Origin of the sequence: Streptomyces sp. NPDC102274 (assembly GCF_044766385.1) — a bacterium.
Lineage (GTDB): Bacteria > Actinomycetota > Actinomycetes > Streptomycetales > Streptomycetaceae > Streptomyces.
On the sequence record NZ_JBIWLW010000027.1, the window covers coordinates 88,258 to 103,591 of the forward strand.

The 15,334-nt window shown below is 68.9% G+C and carries 20 protein-coding genes and 1 riboswitch; of the genes, 6 read left to right on the top strand and 14 right to left on the bottom strand.

The genetic code is table 11. From position 1 onward, the window contains the following. Positions 1–65: 65 nt before the first annotated feature. Positions 66–944: an aldo/keto reductase gene (locus ACIRQP_RS29935; protein ID WP_403895186.1), complete on the bottom strand. Its 879-nt coding sequence runs from the start codon at positions 942–944 to the stop codon at positions 66–68. A gap of 387 nt (positions 945–1,331) precedes the next feature. Here ACIRQP_RS29935 and ACIRQP_RS29940 point away from each other — a divergent pair, with 387 nt between their 5' ends. Further along, positions 1,332–2,306 (top strand): helix-turn-helix domain-containing protein, encoded by a 975-nt coding sequence (locus ACIRQP_RS29940; protein ID WP_403895189.1) that lies wholly within the window; start codon positions 1,332–1,334, stop codon positions 2,304–2,306. Positions 2,307–2,675: 369 nt separating this feature from the next. On the opposite strand, the gene ACIRQP_RS29945 is transcribed toward ACIRQP_RS29940, so the two are convergent. Further along, positions 2,676–2,867, bottom strand: coding sequence for a hypothetical protein (locus tag ACIRQP_RS29945; protein ID WP_403895192.1), 192 nt, complete (start codon positions 2,865–2,867; stop codon positions 2,676–2,678). Further along, complete coding sequence (locus ACIRQP_RS29950; RefSeq protein ID WP_403895195.1) at positions 2,864–3,070, bottom strand: hypothetical protein; 207 nt, start codon at positions 3,068–3,070, stop codon at positions 2,864–2,866. Before ACIRQP_RS29950 ends, ACIRQP_RS29945 begins: the two co-directional genes overlap by 4 nt. 318 nt (positions 3,071–3,388) lie before the next feature. On the opposite strand from ACIRQP_RS29950, the gene ACIRQP_RS29955 reads away from it, so the two are divergent. Together ACIRQP_RS29955 and ACIRQP_RS29960 are read left to right on the top strand one after the other, a co-directional pair. Beyond that, positions 3,389–4,222, top strand: coding sequence for a Scr1 family TA system antitoxin-like transcriptional regulator (locus ACIRQP_RS29955; RefSeq protein WP_403895198.1), 834 nt, complete (start codon positions 3,389–3,391; stop codon positions 4,220–4,222). Next, positions 4,219–4,449 (top strand): DUF397 domain-containing protein, encoded by a 231-nt coding sequence (locus ACIRQP_RS29960; RefSeq protein WP_403895201.1) that lies wholly within the window; start codon positions 4,219–4,221, stop codon positions 4,447–4,449. Before ACIRQP_RS29955 ends, ACIRQP_RS29960 begins: the two co-directional genes overlap by 4 nt. Here ACIRQP_RS29960 and ACIRQP_RS29965 read toward each other — a convergent pair. Beyond that, positions 4,428–4,604, bottom strand: coding sequence for a hypothetical protein (locus ACIRQP_RS29965; RefSeq protein WP_403895204.1), 177 nt, complete (start codon positions 4,602–4,604; stop codon positions 4,428–4,430). The two genes, ACIRQP_RS29960 and ACIRQP_RS29965, sit on opposite strands and share 22 nt — an antisense overlap. On the opposite strand from ACIRQP_RS29965, the gene ACIRQP_RS29970 reads away from it, so the two are divergent. The 3 genes from ACIRQP_RS29970 to ACIRQP_RS29980 all read left to right on the top strand — a co-directional run bounded on the left by ACIRQP_RS29970 (position 4,598) and on the right by ACIRQP_RS29980 (position 5,363). Next, entirely contained in the window at positions 4,598–4,750 is a 153-nt protein-coding gene (locus ACIRQP_RS29970; RefSeq protein ID WP_403895207.1) for a hypothetical protein, read from the top strand. The two genes, ACIRQP_RS29965 and ACIRQP_RS29970, sit on opposite strands and share 7 nt — an antisense overlap. A gap of 74 nt (positions 4,751–4,824) precedes the next feature. After that, positions 4,825–5,097 (top strand): type II toxin-antitoxin system Phd/YefM family antitoxin, encoded by a 273-nt coding sequence (locus ACIRQP_RS29975; protein WP_403895210.1) that lies wholly within the window; start codon positions 4,825–4,827, stop codon positions 5,095–5,097. Further along, a complete protein-coding gene (locus ACIRQP_RS29980) occupies positions 5,094–5,363 on the top strand; it encodes a type II toxin-antitoxin system RelE/ParE family toxin (protein WP_403895212.1) in 270 nt (89 codons plus the stop codon). The genes ACIRQP_RS29975 and ACIRQP_RS29980 overlap by 4 nt, the downstream gene beginning before the upstream one ends. Positions 5,364–5,387: 24 nt before the next feature. On the opposite strand, the gene ACIRQP_RS29985 is transcribed toward ACIRQP_RS29980, so the two are convergent. From ACIRQP_RS29985 to ACIRQP_RS30030, 10 genes are all read right to left on the bottom strand, one after another. Then, the gene (locus ACIRQP_RS29985) at positions 5,388–6,335 is read right to left on the bottom strand and encodes an exopolyphosphatase (RefSeq protein WP_403895215.1); all 948 of its coding nucleotides are present in this window, start codon (positions 6,333–6,335) and stop codon (positions 5,388–5,390) included. Further along, positions 6,332–6,895 (bottom strand): DUF501 domain-containing protein, encoded by a 564-nt coding sequence (locus tag ACIRQP_RS29990; RefSeq protein WP_403895217.1) that lies wholly within the window; start codon positions 6,893–6,895, stop codon positions 6,332–6,334. Before ACIRQP_RS29990 ends, ACIRQP_RS29985 begins: the two co-directional genes overlap by 4 nt. A 155-nt stretch (positions 6,896–7,050) precedes the next feature. Beyond that, the gene (locus ACIRQP_RS29995) at positions 7,051–7,524 is read right to left on the bottom strand and encodes a septum formation initiator family protein (RefSeq protein ID WP_403895220.1); all 474 of its coding nucleotides are present in this window, start codon (positions 7,522–7,524) and stop codon (positions 7,051–7,053) included. Positions 7,525–7,661: 137 nt separating this feature from the next. Continuing rightward, positions 7,662–8,957 carry a phosphopyruvate hydratase gene (gene eno, locus ACIRQP_RS30000; RefSeq protein WP_403895223.1) on the bottom strand — a complete coding sequence of 432 codons (1,296 nt, stop codon included), beginning with the start codon at positions 8,955–8,957 and terminating at the stop codon, positions 7,662–7,664. A 368-nt stretch (positions 8,958–9,325) separates the two neighbouring features. After that, positions 9,326–10,027 carry a transglycosylase family protein gene (locus ACIRQP_RS30005; protein WP_403895226.1) on the bottom strand — a complete coding sequence of 234 codons (702 nt, stop codon included), beginning with the start codon at positions 10,025–10,027 and terminating at the stop codon, positions 9,326–9,328. Positions 10,028–10,030: 3 nt separating this feature from the next. Then, positions 10,031–10,207, bottom strand: a riboswitch (cyclic di-AMP (ydaO/yuaA leader). A gap of 264 nt (positions 10,208–10,471) precedes the next feature. Continuing rightward, the gene (locus ACIRQP_RS30010) at positions 10,472–11,455 is read right to left on the bottom strand and encodes a transglycosylase family protein (RefSeq protein ID WP_403895228.1); all 984 of its coding nucleotides are present in this window, start codon (positions 11,453–11,455) and stop codon (positions 10,472–10,474) included. A 160-nt stretch (positions 11,456–11,615) separates the two neighbouring features. Then, positions 11,616–12,881, bottom strand: a complete 1,266-nt coding sequence (locus tag ACIRQP_RS30015; protein WP_403895231.1) for a cytochrome P450 — start codon at positions 12,879–12,881, stop codon at positions 11,616–11,618. 73 nt (positions 12,882–12,954) lie between these two features. Beyond that, positions 12,955–13,956, bottom strand: coding sequence for a nucleoside triphosphate pyrophosphohydrolase (locus ACIRQP_RS30020; protein ID WP_403895232.1), 1,002 nt, complete (start codon positions 13,954–13,956; stop codon positions 12,955–12,957). Between the two features lie 77 nt (positions 13,957–14,033). Then, positions 14,034–14,693: a SurA N-terminal domain-containing protein gene (locus ACIRQP_RS30025; RefSeq protein WP_403895235.1), complete on the bottom strand. Its 660-nt coding sequence runs from the start codon at positions 14,691–14,693 to the stop codon at positions 14,034–14,036. 259 nt (positions 14,694–14,952) lie between these two features. Further along, positions 14,953–15,333: a hypothetical protein gene (locus tag ACIRQP_RS30030; RefSeq protein WP_403895237.1), complete on the bottom strand. Its 381-nt coding sequence runs from the start codon at positions 15,331–15,333 to the stop codon at positions 14,953–14,955. Position 15,334 lies beyond the last annotated feature (1 nt).

Here is a 15,334-nt window from a genome sequence, read left to right on the forward strand (position 1 = left end):
GCCGCGTGATGGGGCCCAGCAGCCGCAGCCCGTGGCCGTCGACGAGTTGGTGAGTCTTCATCGACTCAACTGGCCAGTGCGTTCAGCTCCGTGATCTGCGCCGGGCTCAGCCGCACCGTCGCCGCCGCGATGTTCTCCTCAAGATGCGTCATCGAGGCCGTGCCGGGGATCGGCACCAAGTTCTCGGCCCGAGCCAGCAACCACGCGAGCGCGACCTGGGCCGGCGTGGCGTCGATCTGTGCGGCGAGTCCGCGGAGCGGGCTGTCCGGCCGGGCCAGAGCGCCGATGTCGAGCGGGAACCAGGAGATGAATGGCAGGCCCTCGCGTGCGCAGTATTCGAGCACGTCCTCGTGCTTGCGTTCCGTGATGCTGTACTGATTCTGGACGGAGGCGATCTCGACGATCTGCCGGGCGGCGGTGACCTGGTCGACCGTCACCTCATTGAGCCCGATCGCGCCGATCTTTCCCTCCTCCTTCAGCTTCTTCAGCTCACCGATCTGGTCCTCGAACGGCACGCTGGGGTCGACCTGGTGCAGCTGGTAGAGGTCGATGTGATCAACGCCCAGACGGCGCAGGCTCAGCACGCATTCCTGCCGCAGGTACTCCGGGCGCCCGAGGACGGCGTAGGACCCCGGGCCGGATTGCGTCTGTCCGCCCTTGGTCGTGATCAGCACATGCTCCGGATAGGGATGCAGCGCCTCACGGATGATCTCCTCGCTGACGTGTGGTCCGTAGACGCTGGCGGTGTCGATGAAGTCGACGCCCAGTTCGACCGCACGCCGCATGAGCTGGACGGAGGCACCACGGTCGGCCGGCTCGCCCCAGACGTGCGGACCGACCAGTCGCATGGCCCCGAAGCCGAGCCTGTGGACGGTCTTTCCGGCGATCTTGATCGTCCCGGACGCGTGGTTGACGCGATCCTCAAGACGCTGGTCCTGGATCATGGGTACTCCTTGTCAAGGGCTACGGATGGGGGGTGTATTCGGTGCCGTGCGGGCATCGAACGGACGCGGACGGGCAGCCGGCGATACCCGCACCCTCGGGAAGACGGATCGCGGCCTCGTGTGGCATTTCGCCTGCTTCGTCCGGCGGTGCCAACGGCGCGGCCGGGAAGAGTCCGTCGCCGCGCTATCGAGGCCGACAGCTTGCCGAGGGCGGGAAGCGATCACATGGTTCGTACAGCCTGGGCTCTGCCTCCCGCCGGACTCTTGCCTGCCACTGGACTCTACGAGCGGCGGTCCGGCGCGGGATTGAACCTCCGCGACCCGCAAATTGGACATGGGCGCCACGAGATAGGCTCGACACGCGGAAGAGAGGCGGATCGACGGGCGATGGACAGTGCTGAGGCAGGGGCCGACGACTCACGAGGGGCGTTCTCCCTGGACACCACTCCCTCCCTGTCGCGAGGATTCAGCAGCTTCCAGCGCGAGTGGGAGACACAGGTCGGTGATGGCTTCCCGCTGCCGACCTTCAGCCCGGCCACGACGGGCGACTTCCGGGTCAAGGGCCGCGCCGCGAAAGTACGCGATGTGGCGATCACCGATGTCCACGGCGCATCAGCCATCCGGACCGCCGCCCTCGGCGATGTCGAGGATCAGGTGCGGATGTGGGTCGTGCAGCGCGGAGCGTGGGCTCTTGGCGGCGGCCCCGGTGGTGAGCACACCGTATCCGCCGGGCAGTTCCTCCTCCGCCACGTCGGGCGGCCCTCGCACTTCGCGACGGCCCCGCACACAACGGCGAAGATCGTCGTCCTGCCCGCCACCATGCTCAAACCGTTGCTCGGGAACCGGATCGTCACCGGCTCGGCGGACTCGGCCGAGGTGCGCCTGTTCGTGGCACACACGAACATGATCCACGCCACCGTGACCGGCCTCAGCCCCGCCGGTGTGCAAGCCGCCCACAGTGCTCTGATCGAACTGGCCAAGGCGGTGGCAAGACACCGGTTCGACGACAAGGAACCCCTGCTGGCCTCCGCCCTCGCCCAGGCCGCGAAGGAGCTGGCGGACAGCCGGCTCACCGATCCTTCGCTCTCCTCCAGGACGCTCGCAAGCGAACTCAACGTCTCCGTACGCACGCTGCAGCGTGCGTTCGCCGCAGGAGGCGAGTCAGTGACCGCCTACATCCGCCTCCGGCGGCTGGAAGAGGCGCGGCTCGCCCTCACCGCACAGTCCGGGCGGTTGAGCGTCTCGGAACTCGCCGCTCACTGGCAGTTCTCGGACAGTAGCCACTTCATCAGGGCCTTCAAGACCCACTACGGTCAGACTCCCACCGACTATGCCCGCCGGGCTCGCGCGCGAGGGGACTGAGGTTTCCCCGGCGAGGATCACCTCCGCATTCCGTTGAGGACGAGTACGGCGCGGGCTCCGACAACGCGGCGAGTGTGCGTGCCGGCCGCCGCCGGGCCCGCCCTTCGGGCGGACGGCGCCACTTTGAAGACAGGCCCTGGTGCTCCGGTGACCAGCACCACGCATTCGCTCACTTTTTCGCTCTCCCATCCCCGCGACGGTGCGGACGACGAACGGCGGTTCCCCGCTCAGGCCCGGCCAGACCCATCTACGCGAAATACTCGAATACCACCCAGGGCGACCGCAGCCCTCACAGTCGGCCCAACATGGCCGCCACGGCGATCACCCAGAGGCTCGCGCCGACCGCTACCGCGATGGCGGCCATGCGCGTCATTCGCGCTCCCTCGCGCCCGGCGGCGGGTAGCCGAAGATCCGCTCGTACAGAGCCACTTCGTCCGGCGCCTGGAGGGCAAGCAGCGCCTCTCGGCGCCTGTGTTCCCGGTGAGCACGCCGCCGACGTGGGCTGACGAGCCGTACGGGGACGGAGAGCGCGCCCGTGAACCAGCACCAAGCGCGCTTCATACGCCACCCCTACTGCTCCACTTGTTGCGTTCTGCCACCCGCGCGCTGAGATCTTCGGGCGACCCACCGGGGGGCTCGTCGCCGGACGGAGTCTGCCCCGTCCCCTCCCCGCCGAGCGAGTCCTTCCACACAAGGAGCGCGCCGTTCGCGCCGAACGTTTCGATCAGCAGGGACAGCAGCCGTCGTGCCTCGCTAGTCGTCATCGGACAACCGCCGCATCAGCCCGGCCTCAACTTCTCACATCAGTGCGGGGGTTGCTGCCGTGTATCCGTCGCGCGGTACCCACTCGGGGACGAGTCGCCAGAAGTCCTCGGCGGTGTCTTCGGTCGGATCCACCATGTCTCACCCTTCTTACGATTAGTTACGAACCGTGTTCAGAGTGCGACGAGTCGCGCTAGCTTGGGAAGCGGTTCACCGTCCGACCTGCGCATTGGTCTCACTGGCGCGCCTCCGCATGCCCTGACCTGCGCGGATACGACGAGTGACGTCGATTCTCAAGTCAGTGGTCAAGGAGGTTTCGCATGGCAGAGCGACGCGATGTTGACGAAACGGTGAGGAGCCCCAGGGAGGCATTCGGCGAGGCGTTGCGCAACGCCCGTGAACTGCGAACGGCCGACAGGCTGTCGCAGTCGGCCCTGGCGAAGAAGGCGCGCACGTCAAAATCCACCATCAGCCGCATCGAGCGCGGAGTCCCGCCGATCGCCAGCAACTTGCCCGCCGTGTTCGATCAGATCTTTGAGACGGACGGCCAGTTCAAGCGGCTGTACGAGGAGGTGGTCTCGCGATCCTTCCCAGCCCTGTACCGGCGTCGCATGGGCTTGGAGCGGGAGGCCACCGCGATCTGGGAATGGTCTCCCACGATCATCCCCGGTCTCTTTCAGACCGCTGAGTACGCCCGCGCACTGTTTCGGGCCAACAACCCACGGGCGACCGAGGATGAGATCGCAGGATTGATGCGTGCACGACTCGCTCGACAGGAGCTGCTACGTGGCGACGCCCCACCGAACGTTCGCGTAGTGCTGTGCGCGTCCGTGATCGGGCGTCGTATTGTGAGCCGCGACGCTATGCGCGAGCAGCTGGCGGTGCTCCTGGGCCAAGCAGAACGCCAGACCACACGCCTACAGGTTCTGCCGCTCGACGCCGAACCGCATCTGCTTATCGATGGGCCCATCACGTTCCTGACAGCGCCAAATCATGTGACAGTAGTCTGTGTTGATGCGTTCCGTACAGCGAACATCCACGAAGATCCCGAACATGTCCGGACGGCCGTACGCGCCTACGATGACTTGACCAGCGAGGCGCTTTCAGCACGGGAGAGCGCGGCCTTCATTAGAAATCAGATGGAGACACTGTGAACCCCAACTCGTTGCCAACCGCGTGGGTCAGGTCCACCTATAGCAACGGTGACGGCGGCAACTGCGTCGAGTGGTCCCCCTCCTACGCCCACGCCCACAACCTCGTCCCCATCCGTGACAGCAAGGCACCCCACCTCCCCCACCTCACCGTCCCCCCCCGCGCCTGGACCGACTTCCTGGCCTTCGCCACCAGTCACGCCACCGCCTACGCAGACGCCGGCCGGTAGCGGATCTCCAGCATCGTGCAGCCCATCACCGTCCGGTACGGACCGTGCGGCATCCCCGGCGGTCGCGACGCGTAGTGGCCCGCCGTGAAGGTGGCGTCCAGCATCAGGTCGTGCAGTTCTGTATCCGACAGTGGACGCCGGTCACGGAATGGCACGGATCGAAGACGCCTGGGCGGCACTCTTCGCCGACGCCCTCGCCACGCTTTCTCCCATCCACCGCGCCGCTCTCACCGACGCCACGCCCGCGCTGTGCGCACTCGGCACCACCCTGCGAAACCGCCGGGACGCCGCCCACGACTGAGCCTGGGGGAGCCACCCGGCGCCTTCCGCCACTATCCCAGGAATCGTGTACACAGCTGCGCGTACACTTCCCGTATGGACGAGAACACTGTGACCGTGCGGGAAGCCCGTGCCCATCTGGCCGACCACATCAATAGCGCCGAGCAGGGCACGCCCACGGTGATCACTCGCAACGGTGTGCCGGTGGCGGCGGTGGTGCCCATCGCGGAATTCGAGGCGCTGGAAGAAGCGGCTGATGTGCTGCTGGCCCGAGAGGCGGAAGCGGTCCTGACCGAAGGCGGGCCCACCGTGACGATGGCCGAACTACTGGCAGACCTGTTCGCCGAGCCCACCCAAGGCGCGGCGTGAAGTACGCGTTTCGGTTCACCGCAGTCGCCCAGCGGCAGCTCCGGTCCATCGACCGGACTGCCGCGATGCGCATCCTGACGGCGCTGACCGCGCTGGGCGACGATCCGTACCGTGATGACGCCGACGTCAAGAAACTCGCGGGCCCGTCGGGCCTCTATCGCCTCAGGGTCGGCAACTACAGGGTCGCCTACCAGGTCGAGGATGGCGAGCTCACCATCCTCGTCGTCAAAGTGGGCGACCGGCGCGACGTCTATCGCGGCATCTGACGTACAGGCGTACGCGCCGGGAAATCACCCGGCGTCTGCCGCCACAGCCCAGGCGATCCCGTCCAGGATGTCGTGTTCGCTGACCACGACCTCCTCTGCGCCGGTCCGTTCCATGATCGCGAGGAGTACGAGGGCGCCCGCGCCGATGACGTCCACCCGGCCCGGGTGCATGACGGGGATCGCGGCGCGCTCCGCGTGTGTGGCGTGGAGCAGGCGGGTGGTGATCTCCTTGACCTGGTCGTACGGGATCAGGGAGTGGTGGATCAGGGCGGAGTCGTACTCGGTCAGGCCGAGCGCGATCGCGGCGACCGTGGTCACGGAACCGGCCAGTCCGACCAGGGTGCGGGCCTCGCGCAGCGGGACCGTCTGTTCGGCCAGGTCGAGGGCCGCCTCGATGTCGGCGCGGATCGCGGCGATCTCCGTGTCCGTGGGCGGGTCGCTGATGACGCCGTCCCGTACGAGGTGGCGCTCGGTCAGCCGTACGCAGCCGATGTCCACGGAGCGCGCGGCGCGCACGTGGTCGTTGCCGACGACGAACTCGGTCGAGCCCCCGCCGATGTCCACGACCAGGTAGCTGTCCCCGTCCACCGGGCCCAGCTCCTTCGTCGCGCCGGTGAAGGAGTAGGCCGCCTCCTGGTCGCCGGTGATCACCTCGGGCTCCACGCCCAGGATGTCCAGGACCCCGCTGACGAACTCGTCGCGGTTCTCCGCGTCGCGCGAGGCGGAGGTGGCGACGAAGCGGATGCGCTCGGCGCCGTGTTCCTTGATGACGGCGGCGTACTCCCGGCAGGCGGCGAAGGTGCGTTCCAGCGCCTCGGGGGCGAGGCGGCCCGTCCTGTCCACGCCCTGGCCGAGGCGGACGATCTTCATCAGGCGGTCGAGATCGACCAGTTCACCGGTCTCGGGGTGAGCGTCCGCGACAAGCAGGCGGATCGAGTTCGTACCGCAGTCGATGGCGGCGACCCTGGTCATTCCGTATCCCCCTCGTCATCCCCCTGATCACCGGACGGATCAGACACGCACGGCGTCACACACGGGCCCTTCGCCCACCACTCCGGCAGCATCGCGAGCGCCTCGTCACCCAGCGGGTTCACCCCGGGCCCGGCCGCCAGCGAGTGGCCGACCAGGACGTGCAGGCACTTCACCCGGTCCGGCATGCCGCCCGCGCTCGGGAAGCCCTCCAGGACCTCGATGGCGTCGCGGCGCGCGAGGTAGTTCTCGTGGGCCGCGCGGTACGCGGCGGCCAGCTCGGGGTCGGTCGCCAGGCGCTCGGTCATCTCCTTCATGACGCCGTTCGCCTCCAGCGTGCCGATGGCCGAGGCCGCGCGCGGGCAGGTCAGGTAGTACGTCGTCGGGAAGGGCGTGCCGTCGGGAAGCCGCGGGGCGGTCTCCACCACGTCCGGCCGGCCGCAGGGGCAGCGGTGCGCGATGGCCCGCAGGCCGCGCGGCGGGCGGCCGAGCTGTTCTTCGAATGCCGCGACGTCCGCGTCGGTGGGTTCCGTGCGTTCGGTCTGCGGAGGGGGCGTGTCCATGCCTGCCTAGGTATGTTCTGCGATTCCGGGTGGTTCTGGGTGGCTCTGGGGGTTCTGGGTGGCTCTGGGGTGCTGAGTCTCTTGTTTCCGGCCATATGTCCTGCTGTATGTCCTGCTGCATGTCCTGCCGTATATGTCAGGACTTTCTGTGCGGGCTATCTGTCCGGGCGGTCCGCGTTGTCCACGCCGTCCAGCACGTTCGAGTACCAGGGGCGGTCGGTCGCCCCCTGCTCCTCGCGGCGCTGCTCGCTCACATCCGGGTCGATCACGATGTAGCCGGTCTCCCCCGGCATCACGTAATGCAGATGCTCCCGGGCCAGCCGCTGGACATACGCGTCGTCCTGGAGCCGCGCCTTCTCGTCGCGCAGCTCCTCGACCCGCTGCTTCGCCTCGCGGGTCAGCCGCTGCTGGTCGGCGATCTCGTTCCGCTGCGACACGTACTGCCGCATCGGATACGCGAGCGCCACCACCAGTGTGCACACGACCAGGGCGAGGAAGGCGGCCCGGCCGGTGAGCCGGGAGCGGCGGTCCTGCCTGCGGTTCTGCGAGCGGTAGACCCGGGCGGCCGTCTGCTCGCCGAGCAGTCGCAGTCTGGTCGCGGTGGAGAACCGGTCCCGGTTCCCGGCCATGGCTCGCCTCCCCTGTTACGTCCCCTGTTGTACGTACGTCCCCGGACACGGTACGGGACCGCGACCGGGGACGTACGGGCGACGGGCGGAGCCGCCCCTCGCCCTCGTATCCACAGGATCAGGAAGAGCGCATCCTCTTAATGGTTCGCGGAGTGAAACCGCGGGAACGCGCTGCGGCCCGCGTACACCGCCGCGTCGTCGAGGATCTCCTCGATGCGCAGCAGCTGGTTGTACTTGGCGACGCGCTCGGAGCGGGCCGGGGCGCCGGTCTTGATCTGGCCGCAGTTGGTGGCAACGGCGAGGTCGGCGATGGTGACATCCTCGGTCTCACCGGAGCGGTGGGACATCATGCACTTGAAGCCGTTGCGCTGGGCCAGCTCGACGGCGTCCAGGGTCTCGGTCAGCGAACCGATCTGGTTGACCTTGACGAGCAGGGCGTTGGCCGAGCCCTCCTCGATACCGCGGGCGAGGCGCTCCGGGTTGGTGACGAACAGGTCGTCGCCGACGATCTGGACCTTGGAGCCGAGCTTGTCCGTGAGGACCTTCCAGCCGGCCCAGTCGTCCTCGAAGAGCGGGTCCTCGATGGAGACGAGCGGGTACGCGGCGACGAGCTCCTCGTAGTACTCGGTCAGCTCGGCGGCCGAGCGCGACTTGCCCTCGAACTCGTACGAACCGTCCTTGTAGAACTCGGAGGCGGCGACGTCGAGGGCGAGCGCGATGTCGCGGCCGGGGACGTAACCGGCCTCCTTGATCGCTTCGAGGATGAGGTCGAGCGCGGCGCGGTTGGACTCCAGGTTCGGCGCGAAGCCGCCCTCGTCGCCGAGGCCCGTGGAGAGGCCCTTCTGCTTCAGGACCTTCTTGAGGGTGTGGTAGACCTCGGCGCCCCAGCGCAGGGCCTCGGAGAAGGACTCCGCGCCGATCGGGGCGATCATGAATTCCTGGATGTCCACGTTGGAGTCGGCGTGCGAGCCGCCGTTCAGGATGTTCATCATCGGAACGGGCAGCAGGTGCGCGTTCGGGCCGCCGAGGTAGCGGAAGAGCGGGAGGTCCGAGGCCTCGGAGGCGGCGTGCGCGACGGCGAGGGAGACGCCGAGGATGGCGTTGGCGCCGAGCGACGACTTGTCCGGGGTGGCGTCCAGGTCGAACATCGCCTGGTCGATCAGGCGCTGCTCGGTGGCGTCGTACCCGACCAGCTCCGGGCCGATCTGCTCGATGACGGCGAGGACGGCCTTCTCGACACCCTTGCCCTGGTAGCGGTTCTGGTCACCGTCGCGGAGCTCAAGGGCCTCGAACGCACCGGTGGAGGCACCGGAGGGGACAGCAGCACGACCCGTGCTGCCGTCGTCGAGGCCGACCTCGACCTCGACCGTGGGGTTGCCTCGGGAGTCGAGGATTTCCCGGGCTACGACGACGTCGATGGACGGCACGAGCATCTCCTTCTGGGATGTGACGCTTGGAGTGCAGGGTCTCATTGGCCTTGCGCCAAGAGACTAACCGGCGCGGGGTCATCGGTCGGCCGGTGCCCGCCCCCTAAGACGAAATAATGAGGCCCGATTCCCCCACCGCCGGAGCCACAGCCGCCCACGGGCGCGCCACAGCCGAAACCCCGGCCCGGCGCGCGTACGGGGGATTACGCGCCCGGCCGGGGTGGTATCGGGTAGGGCCCGGACGAGACCCGAGTGGTTCCCGGCTGAGTCCCGGGGGGCTCGGGTCCCAGGGGGGTCCGGCTGAGTCCCAGGGGGCCCGCTGGCCCAGGGATCCCGGAGGGTTCCCGGTGGTTCCCCGGAGGCTCCCCGGTGGGTCAGCTCAGGTGGAGCTGCTGGCCCGGGTAGATCACGTCGGCGTCGCTGACGATGTCCTTGTTCAGGTCGAACAGCTTCTTCCAGCCGCCCTTGACGTCCTCGGCCTTGGCGATCTTGGAGAGGGAGTCGCCGGGCTTGACCTTGTACTCGCCGTCACCCTCCTTGATCGTCGTGGGACGGCTCTCGCCGCGCGAGGCCGGCTGGGCCGCGCTGCGCGTGGTCTCCTGCCGCTTCGGCTGGGACTGCTGCTTCGGCTGCGCCTGCCGCTGGGGAGCCGGCTTCTGGGTGCTCGGGGTGCTCGGGGTGGCCGAGCCGCCGTCGTACGCGGCGCTGGACAGGCCCACGCCGCAGTTCGGCCACGCGCCCTTGCCCTGGCCGGCGAGGACCTTCTCGGCGACGGCTATCTGCTGGGACTTGCTCGCCTGGTCGGCGCGGGCGGCGTACGCGGTACCGCCGTAGGCGGCCCAGGTGGACGGCGTGAACTGGAGGCCGCCGTAGAAGCCGTTGGCGGTGTTGATGGACCAGTTGCCTCCGGACTCGCACTGCGCGACCTGGTCCCACTCGGAGGCGGTCGCGGCGGAGGCCGAGGTCGCACCGATCAGCGGGGCGGCGACGGCGGCACCGGTGACCCCGGCGAGCGTGGCGTAGTGGACGGCCTTCGACGGGCGGCGGTGCTTGGCCTTGCTGGAACGCAGCAGCATGGAACATCTCCTCACCGACGCCTACGAGGTCAGCTGTCGGGTTCGGGCCAAGTGAGTTGCCCGGCCATGTGCTCTGTCGCACATGGCTTCACCCCAAGCCGGTCGTCGGCCGTCTCTCGACGGCTGGAGCCCGGCGCGAACCTTTGGGTCCCCCGCTCCTGCCTACGGCGCATGACGCGTCGATTACTCCCCCCGACCGACGGCAGGATTCGGCGTGACGGTCGACGGGGCCCGCGGTGCGAGCGGTTCAGACCGTAATCACAGGTCTGTCCGTTGTTCAAAGAAGCACATCAAGGAAAAATCGCCCTTACCTCCCCCTGGAACGACCTCATTTGCGCAGGTCGGAGATGAAACGGCCCAACCGACGGGCCAAAAGACCCCAGTTGCGGCAAAGAGACCCTTGTCTCACTTTCACAGAAGTGGACATAGGGCCCCTAACTGCCCTTACTTCACGCCGAGATCAAGGGTCTGGCCAGGAAGGATCAGGTCGGGGTCGGCGCCGACGGTGTCCTTGTTCGCCTCATAGAGCGCGGTCCACCCCCCGGGCACCTCGCGCTCGTCGGCGATGAGCCAAAGGCAGTCGCCCGCACGGACGGTGTACTCACCATCCGCCACGCCCGCGCCTTCCGTTTTGTCCGTCGCGCCGCCCGCATGACGTGTCGATCCGTCACCTCGCGAGGCATGACGGCCGGATTCACGCCCTTCGCCCGAATTGCCCGGCGCGGCATCGTCCGGGGCGGCGTCGCCGCGGTGCTTGCCCTTGGCGTCGTCGTCGGCGGACCCGGAGGAGCCAAGGGCCCCCGAGGAGTCCGAGGGAGCGGGCGTCACGCCGTCGGGCACCGTCGCGTCCGGCGTGGGCGAGGAGGTGTCCGTGGGGGTGTCCGTGGAGGTGCCCGAGGAGGTGTCCGACGGGTCGGCACTCCCGGTCTTCCCGGACGCCTCGGAGGGCTTGGAGCTCTCGGTCTTCCCGGACGTCTCGGAGGGCTTGGGGGGCGCGGACGACTCGGGTGTCGCCTCGGGCGTCGTACCGGGGTCCACGCCCGGCGCGGCACTGCCCACCGTCAGCCCCGAGATCGCGGCGCAACTGGCCCATGCCCGCGGCCCCTGCGCGTCGAGGATCCTCTCGGCTATCGCGATCTGCTGCGAGCGGCTCGCGAGGTCGGCGCTGGCCGCGTACTCCGCGCCACCGAAGTCGTCCCAGGTCTCCTGGGAGATCTGGAGTCCGCCGTAGTAGCCGTTGCGGAGGTCGGCGCTCCACATGCCGCCGCTCTCGCACTCGGCGACGCGGTCCCAGGTGGAGGCGTCGGCCGCGCCGGCACTGGTGGCACCGAGCAGCGGAATAGCGATCGCCGAGCCGGTCACCCCTGCCGCGACGATCAGAGCGGGGGCCTGGCGAGGTCGACGGTGTCGGCCGTTCCCGGAGCGCATGCGATTGCCTTCCGTGTGACTGATGTTTCGACTGCTGCGTGTGGCGGCTGAGTTTTCGAGAACGTAGCGGTACTCGAACTGCTGTCACAAGTCGATGCAGCGGAGATCACGTGAAAGTCACAGTCTTGACGGGCCGTCAGGAACCCGAGCCGGCCGCCCTTCAGCCGGACAATGGCGTGAACTGCACCGGAAGCGTGCGCAATCCACGCATGATGAGCCCTCCGCGCCAGCGCAAATCGGCAGGATCTCCCGCGAGCCGCACATCGGGCAGCCGGGTCAGCAGGGTGGCGAGCGCGGTCTGTCCCTCCACCCGGGCCAGTGGCGCGCCGAGGCAGTAGTGGATGCCGTGTCCGTATCCGAGGTGCTGATTGTCACGCCGGGAGAGGTCGAGCGTGTCCGGATCCGTGAAGCGCTCGGGGTCACGGTCGGCGGCGGCGAGGACGACCAGGACCGGATCGCCCGTCGCGATCCGCTGTCCGCCGAGCGTCAGCGGCTCGGTCGCGAACCGCCAGGTCGCCAGCTCCACGGGACCGTCGTACCGCAGCAGTTCCTCGATCCCCGTCGCGAGCAGGCCGGTCTCCCCCGCGTCGAGCGAGCGCTGGAGCAGCGCGCGCTGCTCGGGGTGGCGCAGCAGCGCGAACATGCCGTTGCCGATGAGGTTCACGGTCGTCTCGAAACCGGCGAACAGGATGATGAAGGCCATCGCCGCGGCCTCGTTCTCGGTGAGATGTTCGCCGTGGTCGCCGGCCCGGATGAGTCCGGAGATCAGATCGTCGCCGGGGTCGGCCCTCTTACGGTGGATGAGGTCGGCGAGATAGCCGCGCATCTTCTTGACGGAGCGCCCGACCCCGCCGCGTGGCCCGCCGGCGTGCCGGATCATCATGCCCGCCCAGTCGCGGAAGTCGTCCTGGTCCTCGCGCGGCACCCCGAGCAGATCGCAGATCGCGTAGATGGGGAGCGGGAACGCGAAGTCATGGATCAGGTCCGCCTCGCCCTCCGCGGCGAAGTCGTCGATGAGCCGGTCGGTCAACTCCTGTACGCGCGGCGCGAATTCGGCCACGCGGCGGGGCGTGAACGCCTTGGACACCAGCCGGCGCAGCCGGGTGTGATCGGGCGGATCGATATTGAGCAGATGTGTCATCAGCTCCGCCTTGCGCTCGCCGGGTATGCCGGTCTTCCCCTTGGCGTGCGCGGGCTCGGCGTGGTGCGTGGGGTTCTTGGAGAGCCGCGCGTCGGCGAGGGCCCGCCTGGCATCCACGTACCGCGTCACGAGCCACGCCTCGACCCCACTGGGCAGCGCGGTCCTGTGCACGGGAGAGTGCTCGCGCAGCCAGGCGTAGGCGGGGTACGGATCGGTGGCGAACTCCCAGGTGAACAGCTCGGGAGCGGGCGCGGCCGGGGATATGGGGGCGGGCTGGTGGTGCATGCCCCTGACAGTAACCGGCGTCGCCGACGGGGTACGGGCGGCCGCCGACGCGGCGCCCGCTGCCGCCGTACGGCTATCCGGCGTGGCCCTCGGCCGTGCGGATCGCGTCCCTGTATACGCGGGCCGCCGCGCGCAGTGCCGCCTCCGGGTCGACCCCGGCCTGTTCCGCCCGTACCGCCAGGGCCAGCAGTTCGTAGCCGACGCCCTCGCCCTTCGGGAGCGGGACGTCGAGGGCGGCCGTGCGGGTGCGGCCCGCGAGTTTCGCGGCGAGGGCGAGGCCGGGCTGGCCCAGGGGGACTCCGTCGGTGACCGAGTCGCGCTGCTTCTCGACCGCTTTCATCCGGAGCCAGTGGGTCTTGACGTCCTCGGGGGTCTCGGCGGTCTCGTCGCCGAAGACATGGGGGTGGCGGTGGATGAGCTTCTCCACGATCGTGCCGGCGACGTCGTCGATGGAGAACCCCTCGTCGTCCTCCTCCCCCGCCGCGGAACGCTCCTCCGCGATACGGGCGTGGAAGACCACCTGGAGCAGGACGTCCCCCAGCTCCTCGCGCAGTTCGTCGGCGTCGCCCTCCTCGATCGCCTCGACGAGTTCGTACGCCTCCTCGATGGCGTACTTGGCGAGCCCCTGGTGCGTCTGGGCCGAGGACCACGGGCACTCGACGCGGATCCGGTCCATGACCTGGACGAGATCGAGCAGCCGGGCGCCCGGCAGGTCGTACGAGCCGGGGAGCAGCTCCAGGTCCGGCATCCGGACCCGGCCGGAGCCCGCCAGTCGCGCCAGGCCGTCGGTCAGCCGCGCGTCGGTCCCGTCGCCCTCGCTGGAGGGGACGACCACGACCGTACGGCCACCGGCGCAGGCGTCGACCAGCTCCCGCGCGCTCGGCGCGGCATGCTCGACGGTGATGCCCGCCTCGCGCAGATAGGGCAGCTGCGGATGGCCGGCGTCGGCGCACAGCACCGCGTCGGCGGCGTGCAGCAGCTGCCAGGCGGGCCAGGACAGCAGCCCGGGGGCGACCCGGTGGCTGGCGGTCAGCAGGACGATACGGCCGGGAGTGGCGGGAGCTTCGTCTGTCACCTCTCGAACCTACCTCCGGCCGCAGACCGTCCCGCCCGCGGGCCGTGGCCGTGCCACGCCCCGCCCGGACCGTCGGATCAGGTGCCCGTCGGCTGCTGCTGCTCCGGCGCCTCGCTGGTGAGCTGAGTGATCCACGGCGTCTTGGCGTCGCCCAGCCTGACCTGCTTGTTGTCCCAGCTGCCGTAGCGCGGATTGACGTCGATACCGAGCTGCTCGGATGTCTTCGTCAGCTCGGCGAGGACCGTCTGCTGGCCCTGCGGCGTGGTGGTGTTGGCGCCGAGTGCCACGGCCAGCTTGGTCAGCAGCACCTCGCGGCGGATCGCCGCCTCGATCTGGTCCGCGGAGAGCGCGCCCTGCTGGAGCAGCATCGCGGCGAACTGCTTCTCCCCGCCGGACTGGGCGGCGGCCTGCTGCCGGGTGGTCTGGATCTCCTTGCGGCTGATCGTGACCCCGGTGTTGCCGGCGGCCTTCTCCAGCACCCGGTCGAAGATCATGCTGTTCAGCTTGGCCTGGCTGAGCTGCCCGGTGTTCTCGATCAGCTGCTCGGACTCGGGGGCGCCGCGCTGCGCGTCCCGTACGTCCTGTACCTGGGCCTGGAGCGCGGACACCTCGATCCGCTGCCCGCCGACGACGGCCGCCGCTCCGGGGTGGGCTTCGTTGCCGCAGGCGGTGAGGAGTGGGGCCGCGGCGAGGAGCGCGACGGAGACGGAGAGCGCGGTGCGACGACGGCGGTGCAAAGGGGGCCTCCCGGCGTGATTGTGCGGCGATGCACAAGGCCTTGCAGTGATCGATGGTAGGCAGTGGACGTGGTCTGGGCCACTGGTTCGACCAACGATTCACGGGGAGGTTGGGGTGCGCGGCGGCGGTCGGCCGCCGCGCCCGCCGTCCGCTCGGGCCGAGGACCGGAGTGGGCCCCGTGAGGCGGTTCAATCCAGAGCGCACCGTCAACTTCGCCTGCCCGCCCCCGCAGGGATGCCGGACACGCTGATGCAGGTGTTATACGGGACCAGTGATGGGGTCATCTTCGGGGGAGATGTTGACTCCTATGCATCCGACTACTTTGAGCGGGTGCGGGTCGAGGTAGAGCTGAAAGTAGTATCCTGCTCGTTCGCGATCGTCCACGTAGGCCACAAGAAGGCCCCGCTCGCCCATTTCGGCAAGACTCGTAAGGCATTCCGCGACCCCGACAGTCGGCTTGCCACGCCGTTGCAAGGTTGTCACTCTCCCGCGACAGATGCCCCGGAGCCTCGCGGCTGGAATTGGCTCGAGCCAGACGTCGAAATGCGCTCCAGAAAGTAGTGCATTTTGGGCCCGAATGCTGGCCTCGGAGTCGAACTCGAATGCGGCGAGCAGTTCACTCACAGATACTTTGTTCACC